12 protein-coding genes and 1 riboswitch are annotated in these 11,234 nt (G+C 72.3%); of the genes, 6 read left to right on the top strand and 6 right to left on the bottom strand.

Translation table 11 applies throughout. The features are described 5' to 3' along the window. The first annotated feature begins 1 nt into the window (after position 1). A complete protein-coding gene (locus ABB07_RS14945) occupies positions 2-967 on the top strand; it encodes an ABC transporter substrate-binding protein (RefSeq protein WP_208899187.1) in 966 nt (321 codons plus the stop codon). A 6-nt stretch (positions 968-973) separates the two neighbouring features. On the opposite strand, the gene ABB07_RS14940 is transcribed toward ABB07_RS14945, so the two are convergent. From ABB07_RS14940 to ABB07_RS14930, 3 genes are read right to left on the bottom strand one after another with little or no spacing between them, the layout of a single operon-like run. Beyond that, positions 974-1,705, bottom strand: coding sequence for an isocitrate lyase/PEP mutase family protein (locus tag ABB07_RS14940; RefSeq protein WP_208899186.1), 732 nt, complete (start codon positions 1,703-1,705; stop codon positions 974-976). Beyond that, positions 1,702-2,145, bottom strand: coding sequence for a carboxymuconolactone decarboxylase family protein (locus ABB07_RS14935; protein WP_244189363.1), 444 nt, complete (start codon positions 2,143-2,145; stop codon positions 1,702-1,704). Before ABB07_RS14935 ends, ABB07_RS14940 begins: the two co-directional genes overlap by 4 nt. Beyond that, positions 2,142-2,642: a carboxymuconolactone decarboxylase family protein gene (locus tag ABB07_RS14930; RefSeq protein WP_208899185.1), complete on the bottom strand. Its 501-nt coding sequence runs from the start codon at positions 2,640-2,642 to the stop codon at positions 2,142-2,144. Before ABB07_RS14930 ends, ABB07_RS14935 begins: the two co-directional genes overlap by 4 nt. A gap of 47 nt (positions 2,643-2,689) precedes the next feature. Here ABB07_RS14930 and pdxR point away from each other — a divergent pair, with 47 nt between their 5' ends. Continuing rightward, positions 2,690-4,078, top strand: coding sequence for a MocR-like pyridoxine biosynthesis transcription factor PdxR (gene pdxR / locus ABB07_RS14925; protein ID WP_208899184.1), 1,389 nt, complete (start codon positions 2,690-2,692; stop codon positions 4,076-4,078). A 15-nt stretch (positions 4,079-4,093) separates the two neighbouring features. Here pdxR and ABB07_RS14920 read toward each other — a convergent pair whose 3' ends face one another. Next, positions 4,094-4,354 (bottom strand): hypothetical protein, encoded by a 261-nt coding sequence (locus tag ABB07_RS14920; RefSeq protein ID WP_208899183.1) that lies wholly within the window; start codon positions 4,352-4,354, stop codon positions 4,094-4,096. A 277-nt stretch (positions 4,355-4,631) separates the two neighbouring features. Continuing rightward, the gene (locus ABB07_RS14915; RefSeq protein ID WP_208903449.1) at positions 4,632-5,465 is read right to left on the bottom strand and encodes a DMT family protein; all 834 of its coding nucleotides are present in this window, start codon (positions 5,463-5,465) and stop codon (positions 4,632-4,634) included. A gap of 129 nt (positions 5,466-5,594) precedes the next feature. Here ABB07_RS14915 and ABB07_RS14910 point away from each other — a divergent pair, with 129 nt between their 5' ends. Continuing rightward, on the top strand, positions 5,595-5,936 hold the full coding sequence (locus tag ABB07_RS14910; RefSeq protein ID WP_208899182.1) for a hypothetical protein: 342 nt from the start codon (positions 5,595-5,597) through the stop codon (positions 5,934-5,936). A gap of 13 nt (positions 5,937-5,949) precedes the next feature. Next, positions 5,950-7,134: a glutathionylspermidine synthase family protein gene (locus tag ABB07_RS14905; RefSeq protein ID WP_208899181.1), complete on the top strand. Its 1,185-nt coding sequence runs from the start codon at positions 5,950-5,952 to the stop codon at positions 7,132-7,134. Here the strand turns inward: ABB07_RS14905 and rocD are convergent. Beyond that, positions 7,131-8,336, bottom strand: coding sequence for an ornithine--oxo-acid transaminase (gene rocD, locus ABB07_RS14900; RefSeq protein WP_208899180.1), 1,206 nt, complete (start codon positions 8,334-8,336; stop codon positions 7,131-7,133). The two genes, ABB07_RS14905 and rocD, sit on opposite strands and share 4 nt — an antisense overlap. A 93-nt stretch (positions 8,337-8,429) precedes the next feature. Next, positions 8,430-8,518: riboswitch (ZMP/ZTP riboswitch) on the top strand. A gap of 32 nt (positions 8,519-8,550) precedes the next feature. On the opposite strand from rocD, the gene ABB07_RS14895 reads away from it, so the two are divergent. Continuing rightward, positions 8,551-9,999, top strand: coding sequence for a glycine hydroxymethyltransferase (locus ABB07_RS14895; RefSeq protein WP_208899179.1), 1,449 nt, complete (start codon positions 8,551-8,553; stop codon positions 9,997-9,999). A gap of 160 nt (positions 10,000-10,159) precedes the next feature. Further along, on the top strand, positions 10,160-11,185 hold the full coding sequence (gene trpS / locus ABB07_RS14890) for a tryptophan--tRNA ligase (protein WP_425264722.1): 1,026 nt from the start codon (positions 10,160-10,162) through the stop codon (positions 11,183-11,185). The last annotated feature ends 49 nt before the right edge of the window (positions 11,186-11,234 follow it).

Here is an 11,234-nt window from a genome sequence, read left to right as displayed (position 1 = left end):
CATGACGAAGCTCAAGCGCAGGACGGCACTGATCGCCGCCGGAGCGGCCACCGTGTCGCTGCTCACCGGCTGCGGCGCCGCCGACATGACCAAGCAGGCCAGCCCGTTCGCGAACGCCAAGGGCTCGAAGACCGTCACCCTGTCCGTGCAGTCCTGGGTGGGCGCGCAGTCCAACGTGGCCGTCGCCCAGTACCTGCTGGAGCACGAGCTGGGCTACCGCGTCGACACCGTCCAGGTCGACGAGGTGCCCGCCTGGGACGCGCTCAGCCAGGGCCGGGTCGACGCCATCCTGGAGGACTGGGGCCACCCGGACCAGGAGAAGCGGTACGTCCAGGACAAGAAGACGATTCGGCGGGGCGGCGGCCTCGGGGTGACCGGTCACATCGGCTGGTTCGTCCCCACCTACCTCGCCGAGCAGCACCCGGACATCACCGACTGGAGGAACCTGAACAAGTACGCCTCCCTCTTCCGCACCGCGGAGAGCGGCGGCAAGGGCCAGCTGATGGACGGCTCCCCGTCGTACGTCACCAACGACAAGGCCCTGGTGAAGAACCTGAAGCTGGACTACCAGGTCGTCTTCGCCGGTTCCGAGGCCGCGCAGATCACCCAGATCAAGCAGTTCGCCAAGGAGAAGAAGCCCTTCCTGACCTACTGGTACGCCCCCCAGTGGCTGTTCAAGAAGGTCCCCATGACGGAGGTGAAGCTCCCGCCGTACAAGGACGGCTGCGACGCGGACGCGGCGAAGGTCGCCTGCGCCTATCCGCACACCCCGCTGCAGAAGTACCTCAACGCCGGGTTCGCCAGGTCCGGCGGCAAGGCGGCGGCCTTCCTGAAGAAGTTCAGCTGGACGACCGAGGACCAGAACGAGGTCTCCCTGATGATCGCCGACCAGAAGCTCTCGCCCCAGGACGCGGCGAAGAAGTGGGTGGACAGCCACCCCGACGTGTGGAAGCGGTGGCTGTCCTGAACGCCCTCATTCCTTGAGGGAGTCGGCGATGCCCTGAAGCGCGGCTGCGGCCCGCCGCTGCGGTCCCGGTCCGAAGGTGACGCGGGTGGCCCCGAGTTCGCCGAGCCCGGCGGGCGAGGGGCCGGCCCAGCCCTCGCCGTCCAGCCGGGCGAGCGCGTTCAGCGGGCCCTGGATGCCGGACCGCAGCAGCGGCAGTACGGCGGCGGGGGCGAGGATCGGATAGACGCAGTCGGCGCCCGCCGCCACGTACAGCGCGGCCCGCTCGATGGCCCGCCCGGGGTCCTTGTCGCCGTGCACGAAGGTGTCGACCCGGGCGTTGACGAACAGCCGGCCGGCGGCGGCCGAGCGGACCTCGGCGAGGAACTCGGCGTGCTCGCGCGGGTCCTTGAGGACACCCCCGCGCGAGTCCTCGAGGTTGCACCCGACGGCACCCGCCTGAAGCACCCGCTCCACCAGTTCCTTCGGCGCGAGCCCGTACCCGTCCTCGACGTCCGCCGACACCGGCACGTCCACCGCCCGCGCGATCCGGGCGACCGCGGCGAACATCTCGTCGGCGGGGGTGGCCCCGTCCGCGTACCCGAGCGAGGCGGCCACCCCGGCGCTCGGTGTGGCCAGCGCCGGGAACCCGGCCTCTTCGAAGACGCGCGCACTGGCCGCGTCCCAGGGCCCGGGCAGGACCAGCGGGTCGCCCGGGGGGCGGTTGCGGTGCAGTGCGCGGAACGCGTCCACTTTGCTCACGGCTGATACCCCCCGGGCGGGACGCGACGGCTGACCATGATCCGGTTCCAGCCGTTGATGACGGCGACCAGGCCGATGAGGTGGGCGAGTCCGGCCTCGTCGAAGTGCTCGGCGGCGCGCTCGTACACCTCGTCGGGCACGAACCCCTCGGTCAGCACGGTGACGGCCTCGGTCAGCGCCAGCGCGGCCCGTTCCCGCTCGCTGTAGAGGCCCTCGGTCTCCTCCCAGGCGTTCAGCAGCTGGACACGGTCCTCCGACTCCCCGTTCTCCCGGGCGGCCTTCAGGTGCATGTCGAGGCAGAACGCGCAGTGGTTGAGCTGCGAGGCCCGGATCATCACCAGCTCGGCGAGGACCGGATCCCCGAGCCCCTTCTTCGCCGCCGCGCTCAGCGCGGACATCGCCCGCCCGACCTCGCGGTCCAGCAGTCGGGTACGGCTCACGTGTGCTGCCCGGGCTGGTAGTGGCCCGGGGTCATCCGGGTGGTCACCCCGAACCGGTTCCAGGTGTTGATCACCGCGATGGCGGCGATCAGCTGGGCCAGCTCGGCCTCCTCGAAGTGCCCGGCGGCCCGGTCGTACACCTCGTCCGGCACGAAGCCGTCGGTCAGCACGGTGATCGCCTCGGTCAGCTCGATCGCCGCCAGCTCCTTCGCGGTGTAGAAGTGCCGCGACTCCTCCCAGGCGCTGAGCTGCACGATCCGCTCCACGCTCTCACCGGCCGCGAGCGCGTCCTTGGTGTGCATGTCGAGGCAGAACGCGCAGTGGTTGAGCTGCGAGGCGCGGATCTTCACCAGCTCGTACAGCTTGGGGTCGAGCCCCTGCCTGGCGGCGGTGTCCAGCCGGATCATGGCCTTGTAGACCTCCGGCGCGTGCTTGGCCCAGGCCAGTCGCGGGGCCTGCTCGGTGACGTACTCGGCGTTTTCCTGTGCAGTGCTCATGCCCTCGACCCTAGGAGCCGGGCAGCCCAGGAGTATGGTCCATTTCCATGGCGGAATCCTGGGCCACTCTGGGCGTCGACCTGCATCTCGAACCGGCCGGCTCCGGCGGGCTGCGCCGGGGCCTGACCGACGCCCTGCGCGACGCCGTCCGCACCGGCCGCCTCGCCCCCGGCACCCGGCTGCCCTCCTCCCGCTCCCTCGCCGCCGACCTCGGCATCGCCCGCAACACCGTCGCCGAGGCGTTCGCCGACCTGGTGGCGGAGGGCTGGCTCACCGCCCGCCAGGGCTCCGGCACCCGCGTGGCGGACCGGGCCGTCGTCCCGCCGGCGGACTCGGCACCCCGGCGCCGGGAAGCCGCCCGCCCCACCCACAGCCTCATCCCCGGCACCCCGGACCTGGCCGCCTTCCCCCGCACGGAATGGCTCAAGGCCGCCCGCCGCGCCCTGGCCACGGCCCCCTACCAAGCCCTCGGCTACGGCGACCCGCGCGGCCGCCCCGAGCTGCGCGAAGCCCTCGCCGGCTACCTCGCCCGCGCCCGCGGCGTGCGCGCCCACCCGGACTCCGTCCTGATCACCGCCGGCTTCTCGCACGCCCTGCGGCTGCTCGGCACGGTGCTGCGGGCGCGCGGGGCGCGCACGGTGGCGGTCGAGTCGTACGGCCTGGACGCGCACCGGGACGTGCTGCGCGCCGCCGGCCTGACGGCACCCGCCCTCCCGTACGACCGGCTGGGCACGGACACCGGCCCGTTGACGGACGCCGGCGCGGTCCTCCTCACGCCCGCCCACCAGTTCCCCATGGGCACGCCCCTGCACCCGGACCGGCGCACGGCCGTCGTGGACTGGGCGCGGCGGACCGGCGGCCTGGTCCTGGAGGACGACTACGACGGCGAGTTCCGTTACGACCGCCAGCCCGTCGGCGCCCTCCAGGGCCTCGACCCCGACCGCGTGATCTACTTCGGCACCGCCAGCAAGTCCCTCGCCCCCGGCCTGCGGCTGGGCTGGATGGTGCTGCCGACGGCCCTGACGGAGGAGGTGACCGCGGCCAAGGGCCGCGTCGACACGGTGGGCGCGCTGGACCAGCTCACCCTCGCCGAGTTCATCACCTCCGGCGCGTACGACCGTCACGTCCGCTCCTCCCGCCTGCGCTACCGGCGCCGCCGCGACGCCCTCGCCGCCGCCGTCGCCGCCCGCGCCCCCGAGGTCACGGTCACCGGCATCGCCGCCGGCCTGCACGCGGTGCTGCGGTTGCCGGCCGGCATGGAACAGCCGGTGATCCAGGCCGCCGCCTGGCAGGGGCTGGCCCTGCACGGCCTCGCCTTCCACCGCCACCCGGAGGCCGGCACCGAGCCGCTGGACGCGCTGGTCGTGGGGTACGCGACACCGCCGGACAGCGCGTGGGCGGGGGCGCTGGACGCGCTGTGCAGGGTGCTGCCGTAGCCGCGCTCCGGCCGGTCAGGCGCCCGGCGGCAGCCAGGGTGCGAGGTCGTCGCGCCATCCCTCGAAGTGCTCCAGGGCCACGCCCAGACGGGAGTTCTCCGCCCGGTACAGGGCGCCGACGATCTGGTGCGGGTCGACGACCGGGAGCAGGGACTCGCCCTCCTCCTCCGAGGCGGCGACGGCTTCGGCCTCCGGCCCGGTGAGCCGGTCGTACGGGTAGGTCAGGGACGGGCACGTCCGTTCCGGGCCGGGGCAGGGGGTGCCGGGCGGCCACACCCAGACCGCACCGTGGTGCCGTACGAGGACTTCGCCCAGGTACCGGGCGACCGCCCGCAGGAACGGGCCGCGCCGGTCGTCGTACTGCCGGCCTGCTCTGGTTCAGGCGCCGCCGTACCAGTGGCGAGGGGTAGGCCCCTGAGCTGACCGGCCCACCACCTCGGGAGGCCCCCGCCCGAAGGGAATCCTTCGGGCGGGGGCCTCCCGCGTCTCACCGCTCACCGTGAGGGGCGACCGGAGGTCGCTTCCGCGGAACTACGGCTGCCCGGGGAGCGGCTCAGCCCTCCTCGGCCACCGCCACCGGTGCCTCCCCGAACCGTGCCAGCGCCAGCGCGCCCGCCACGGCCACCAGGAACCCCAGCACCGCCAGCCAGGTCAGCCCCTCGCGCGTACGGTCCCCCAGCCACACCACGCCCACCGCGGCCGGGCCGATGGTTTCGCCGATCACCATGCCGGCGGTCGCGGTCGTCACGGACCCCCGCTGCAGTGCCGACGTCAGCAGCATGAACGCGGCGCCGCCGCCGATCAGCAGGGCGTAGACCGCCGGGTTGGTCAGAAGATCCGCCGGCGCCAGACTGTCGATCAGCCGCACCGACACCTCCACCACCCCGAAGCCGAACCCGGCCCCCAGCCCGAGCACCAGCGGCCGCGCCGGTCCGGACAGCCGCCCGGCCGCGAACGCGAGCAGCAGCATCCCGGCCGCCACGGCGAGCATCACGTACCGCAACACGTCCGAGCCGCCCACGTCGCCCTCCGGGCCGGACGCCAGCCCCAGCATGGCGAGCCCGGCGCAGACCACGGCCACCGCGCTCCACTCGGTGCCGTTCAGCCGCACCCGCAGCAGGCGCGCCGCCACCACCGCGGTCACCGCCAGACTCGCCGCCAGGGCCGCGCTGACCGCGTAGATCGGCAGGGACCGCAGTGCCGCGATCTGGAACAGGAAGCCGAGCCCGTCCAGCGCGAGACCGGCGATGTACCGCCACTGCCTGAGCGCCCGCAGCAGCAGTGCCGCCTCGCCACCACCCCCGTCCGTGCCCGCCGCCCGCGCGGCCACCGCCTGCAACACCGTCGCGGTGCCGAAGCAGACCGCCGCGCCAAGGGCGCACACCATTCCAAAGACCACAAAGGGACTCTAGGAGACGGCTGATCCGGCCACCCCCTGTGGCCTGCGCTCTTACCGTTCTCTAGGCTGGCGGCCGGCATCAGGCCACTCGGATCCGGACACGGGGGAGACACGAACATGGCTGACACCCGGCGGCGGTTGCGCTCGGGCACGGTGATCCTCGGCGGCATGGGCCTGCTGGCCGCCGCCCTCACCGCCTGCTCGTCCGACCCGGACAAGCGCTGCGTCGACCGCGACAGCTACACCTACGCCAAGGGCTACAAGGTCGTCTCCGACAAGAACTGCACGTCCGTCAAGGCGTCCGTCGACGGCGGCTGGTACTACGGCGGCAAGAAGAAGGGCTCCTGGGTGAGCGGCGGCTCCTTCACCAGGCCCAGGTCGGGTTCGGGCGGCAGCCACGGCGGCAGCGGGGTGCACCGCGGCGGCTTCGGCGGCGGCCACCACAGCTCCGGCGGCTGACCGGTACCGGGCCATGGAACGCCGTACCACCACGCCCCGCCCCGGCTGGCAGCGGACCGTCGAGGCGCAGGGGCTCGTCTACCCCCTCACCCGCCACCCCGACGGCTCCCTGCGCCCCTACTGGGACGAGAGCGCCTACTACGTCTTCTCCCTGGCGGAGGTCGAGGCGCTGGAGGAGACGGTGGAGGAACTGCACCGCATGTGCCTCGCGGCCGCCGAGCACATCGTGGCGAAGGACCGGCTCGCCGACCTCGGCATCACCGACCCGCGCGTGGCCGAAGCCGTCACCGAGGCCTGGCGGCGCCGCGCCGAACTCCCCTCCGTCTACGGCAGGTTCGACCTCCTCTACGACGGCAGTGGCCCCGCGAAGCTGCTCGAGTACAACGCCGACACCCCGACCTCACTGGTCGAGGCGGCCTCGCCGCAGTGGTTCTGGATGGAGGACCGCTTCCCCGGCGCCGACCAGTGGAACTCCCTGCACGAACGCCTCGTCGCGGCCTGGCGGACCCAGGCCGCGCTGCTGCCCCCCGGCAGCCCGCTGCACTTCGCCCACTCCTCGGCCGACGAACTCGGCGAGGACCTGATGACGGTCGCCTACCTGAAGGAGACCGCCGAGCAGGCCGGCCTCGACACCGACTGGCTGTCCATGGAGGAGATCGGCTGGGACACCCTCTCCGGCCGCTTCGTCGACAACCAGCTCCGTTTCATCCGCGGCATCTTCAAGCTCTACCCCTGGGAGTGGCTCACCACCGACGCGTTCGGCGGGCACGTCCTGGACACCCTCGACAACGGCGGCGGCACCGGCAGCACCCTGTGGATCGAACCCGCCTGGAAGATGCTGCTCAGCAACAAGGCCCTGCTGGCGGTCCTGTGGGAGCAGTACCCCGGCCACCCCAACCTCCTGCCCGCCTACCTCGACGGCCCCCGCGAGCTGGCCTGCGCACCCGGCTACGTCGCCAAGCCGCTGCTCGGCCGCGAGGGCGAGGGCGTCACCGTGCACGAGCCCGGCGCGCCCGCCGTACTCCGCGACGAGCCCTGCTGCTACCAGCAGCTCGCGCCCCTGCCCGCCTTCGACGGCAACCACGTCGTCCTCGGCGCCTGGGTCGTCCAGGACGAGGCCGCCGGCCTCGGCATCCGCGAGTCCACGGGCCTGATCACCGACGAGTACGCCCGCTTCCTGCCACATGTGATCCTCTAGGCTCCCAGGACGGTCCGCAGCTGCTCCAGCCCCCACTCCAGTTCCTCCTCGCCGATCACCAGCGGCGGGGCGATGCGTACGGTGGCGCGGTGGGTGTCCTTGACCAGGACCCCGCGGTCCATCAGCCGCTCGGAGACCTGCCGCGCCGTGCCGGCCTTCGGTGCGATGTCCACGCCCGCCCACAGTCCGCGCCCGCGCACCGCCGTCACCGCGCCCGTGCCGAGCAGCGCGCCCAGGTCCCGGTGCAACCGCTCGCCCAGCTCGGCCGCCCGCGCCTGGAACTCGCCCGTGCGCAGCATCGCGATCACCTCCAGTGCCACCGCGCAGGCCAGCGGATTCCCGCCGAACGTCGAGCCGTGCTCGCCCGGCCGGAACACCCCGAGCACCTCCGCGCTCGACACCACCGCCGACACCGGCACGATCCCGCCGCCCAGCGCCTTGCCCAGCACGTACATGTCCGGGACCACCCCCTCGTGCTCGCACGCGAAGGTCCGCCCGGTGCGGCCGAGACCCGACTGGACCTCGTCGGCGACGAAGAGCACGTTCCGCTCGCGGGTCAGCGCGCGGACGGCGGCCAGATAGCCCTCCGGCGGTACGACCACCCCGTTCTCGCCCTGGATCGGCTCCAGCAGCACCGCCACGGTGTTCTCCGTCAGCGCCTGGCCCATCGCCGTCAGATCGCCGTACGGCACGATCTCGAACCCCGGCGTGTACGGCCCGAAGTCCGCCCGGGCCTCGGGGTCGGTGGAGAAGCTGATGACCGTCGTCGTACGGCCGTGGAAGTTGCCGCCCGCGACCACGATCTTCGCCATCTCCGCGGGCACCCCCTTCACCCGGTACCCCCACTTCCGGGCCGTCTTCACCGCGCTCTCGACGGCCTCGGCCCCCGTGTTCATGGGCAGCACCGTCTCCATCCCGCACAGCTCGGCCAGCTCGGTGCAGAACGCGGCGAACCGGTCGTGGTGGAAGGCCCGGGAGGTCAGCGTCACCCGCTCCAGCTGGGCCCGCGCCGCCGCCACCAGCCGCGGGTGGCGGTGCCCGAAGTTCAGCGCCGAGTAGCCGGCCAGGAAGTCCAGGTAGCGGCGGCCCGCCACGTCCGTCATCCAGGCCCCCTCGGCGGTGGCGACGACGACCGGCAGCGGGTGGTAGGTGTGCGCGCTGTGCGCGTCGGCGGCGGCGATCAGGTCTTCCGCAGTGGTCACGACGGCCTCCGAGGACGAGGGGGGATCTCCTTCCTACCGTCGCTCGCATGGTGGACCGAGGAACCTGGCCGCGCGCTCCGCCCGGTAGGCTGATCAGCGGGCCGTGACTGGCGCGCTGGGATGGGACGGACCATCGGGGAGCGGCCCGAGTCTGATGTGTGCCGTGCGCCTGGGCCGAACGTGAACGCTGTACGCACGCCGTCCGGAGGTCCCCATGTCGAAGCAGCACCTCTCCACCGAGTCCACCGCCTTCCGCGCGGCCCTCGACGTCATCCGCGCCGTCGAACCGCGCGTCGCCGACGCCATCGGCCAGGAGGTCACCGACCAGCGCGCGATGCTCAAGCTGATCGCCTCCGAGAACTACGCCTCCCCGGCCACCCTGCTGGCGATGGGCAACTGGTTCAGCGACAAGTACGCCGAGGGCACCGTCGGCCGCCGCTTCTACGCCGGCTGCCGCAACGTCGACACCGTCGAGTCCCTGGCCGCCGAGCATGCCAAGGAGCTCTTCGGCGCCCGCCACGCCTACGTCCAGCCGCACTCCGGCATCGACGCCAACCTCGTCGCCTTCTGGGCCGTCCTCGCCGACCGGGTCGAGGCCCCCTTCCTGGAGAAGGCCGGCGCCCGCCAGGTCAACGACCTGACCGAGGCCGACTGGGCCGAACTGCGCCAGGCCTTCGGCAACCAGCGCATGCTCGGCATGTCCCTGGACGCCGGCGGCCACCTCACCCACGGCTTCCGCCCGAACATCTCCGGCAAGATGTTCGACCAGCGCTCCTACGGCACCGACCCGGCCACGGGCCTCATCGACTACGACGCCCTGCGCACCCAGGCCCGCGAGTTCAAGCCGCTGATCATCGTCGCCGGCTACTCGGCGTACCCCCGTCTGGTGAACTTCCGGATCATGCGCGAGATCGCCGACGAGGTCGGCGCGACCCTCATGGTCGACATGGCGCACTTCGCTGGCTTGGTCGCCGGCAAGGTCCTGACCGGCGACTTCGACCCGGTCCCGCACGCCCAGATCGTGACGACCACCACCCACAAGTCCCTGCGCGGCCCGCGCGGCGGCATGGTCCTGTGCGACGACTCCCTGAAGGACCAGGTCGACCGCGGCTGCCCGATGGTCCTCGGCGGCCCGCTCCCGCACGTCATGGCCGCCAAGGCCGTCGCCCTCGCCGAGGCCCGGCAGCCCGCCTTCCAGGACTACGCCCAGCGCATCGTCGACAACTCGAAGGCGCTGGCCGAGGGCCTCATGCGGCGCGGCGCCACCCTGGTGACCGGCGGCACCGACAACCACCTCAACCTGATCGACGTCGCCACCTCCTACGGCCTCACCGGCCGCCAGGCCGAAGCGGCCCTCCTCGACTCGGGCATCGTCACCAACCGCAACGCCATCCCGGCCGACCCCAACGGCGCCTGGTACACCTCCGGCATCCGCATCGGCACCCCCGCGCTCACCACCCGTGGCCTCGGTACGGCGGAGATGGACGAGGTGGCGGGCCTGATCGACCGCGTCCTGACCACCACCGAGCCGGGCACCACCAAGTCGGGCGCCCCGTCCAAGGCGGCCCACCTCCTCGACGAGAAGGTCTCCCAGGAGATCGCCCAGCGAGCGACGGACCTGGTGGCAGGCTTCCCGCTGTACCCGGAGGTCGACCTGGGCTGATCAACCCCGGTCAGGGGCAGCGCCCCGGAAGGGGCGCGGGGCCGCATCAATATGCGGCTCCGCCGCGGGGCGCGACCAGCCACAACCGGTCCGCAGTCCCCGACGCACCCGATCCACCCCCCCACCTCTCGGGCCAATGACACCCCCAGCCGATGAGAGAATGGGCAACATGGCTTCCGCTGACGAACCTCGCGTGCTCTCCGGCATCCAGCCCACCGCCGGCTCGTTCCACCTCGGCAACTACCTCGGCGCCGTCCGCCAGTGGGTGGCCCTGCAGGAGTCCCACGACGCGTTCTACATGGTTGTCGACCTGCACGCGATCACGGTCCCGCAGGACCCGAAGGAGCTGCGCGCCAACACCCGCCTGGCCGCCGCCCAGCTCCTCGCGGCCGGTCTGGACCCCGACCGCTGCACGCTGTTCGTCCAGAGCCACGTCCCCGAGCACGCCCAGCTCGCCTGGATCATGAACTGCCTCACCGGCTTCGGCGAGGCCAGCCGCATGACCCAGTTCAAGGACAAGTCCGCCAAGCAGGGCGCCGACCGGGCGAGCGTCGGCCTGTTCACGTACCCGATCCTCCAGGTCGCCGACATCCTCCTCTACCAGGCGAACGAGGTGCCGGTGGGCGAGGACCAGCGCCAGCACATCGAGCTGACCCGCGACCTGGCCGAGCGCTTCAACGGCCGCTTCGGGCAGACGTTCACGATCCCGTCGCCGTACATCCTCAAGGAGACGGCGAAGATCTACGACCTGCAGGACCCGTCGATCAAGATGAGCAAGTCGGCGTCCACGCCGAAGGGCCTGATCAACCTGCTCGACGAGCCGAAGACCACCGCCAAGAAGGTCAAGAGCGCCGTCACCGACACCGACACCGTGATCCGCTACGACACGGAGAACAAGCCGGGCGTGTCGAACCTGCTCACCATCTACTCCACCCTCACCGGCACGTCGGTCGCCGAGCTGGAGCGGGAGTACGAGGGCAAGATGTACGGCGCCCTCAAGACCGACCTCGCCGAGGTCATGGTCGAGTTCGTGACGCCGTTCCGGGAGCGCACCCAGCAGTACCTGGACGACTCCGAGACGCTCGACTCGATCCTGGCCAAGGGCGCGGAGAAGGCGCGCGCGGTCGCCGCGGAGACGCTCGCGCAGGCGTACGACCGGGTGGGCTTCCTGCCGGCGAAGCACTGAGAGGCACACGGACGCACGGACCGGCGCCGAGGCGCACGACCGTACACAC

The organism is Streptomyces incarnatus (assembly GCF_001027185.1).
GTDB classification, from domain to species: Bacteria; Actinomycetota; Actinomycetes; order Streptomycetales; family Streptomycetaceae; genus Streptomyces; species Streptomyces puniciscabiei.
This window is presented reverse-complemented; position numbering and strand designations above follow the sequence as displayed.

Coding starts and splice junctions, on each gene's coding strand:
- ABB07_RS14895 (WP_208899179.1), top strand. CDS start 8,551: ATGTCGAAGCAGCACCTCTCCACCGAGTCCACCGCCTTCCGCGCGGCC.
- pdxR (WP_208899184.1), top strand. CDS start 2,690: ATGGCGGAATCCTGGGCCACTCTGGGCGTCGACCTGCATCTCGAACCG.
- ABB07_RS14910 (WP_208899182.1), top strand. CDS start 5,595: ATGGCTGACACCCGGCGGCGGTTGCGCTCGGGCACGGTGATCCTCGGC.
- ABB07_RS14945 (WP_208899187.1), top strand. CDS start 2: ATGACGAAGCTCAAGCGCAGGACGGCACTGATCGCCGCCGGAGCGGCC.
- ABB07_RS14915 (WP_208903449.1), bottom strand. CDS start 5,465: ATGGTGTGCGCCCTTGGCGCGGCGGTCTGCTTCGGCACCGCGACGGTG.
- ABB07_RS14930 (WP_208899185.1), bottom strand. CDS start 2,642: ATGAGCACTGCACAGGAAAACGCCGAGTACGTCACCGAGCAGGCCCCG.
- ABB07_RS14905 (WP_208899181.1), top strand. CDS start 5,950: ATGGAACGCCGTACCACCACGCCCCGCCCCGGCTGGCAGCGGACCGTC.
- trpS (WP_425264722.1), top strand. CDS start 10,160: ATGGGCAACATGGCTTCCGCTGACGAACCTCGCGTGCTCTCCGGCATC.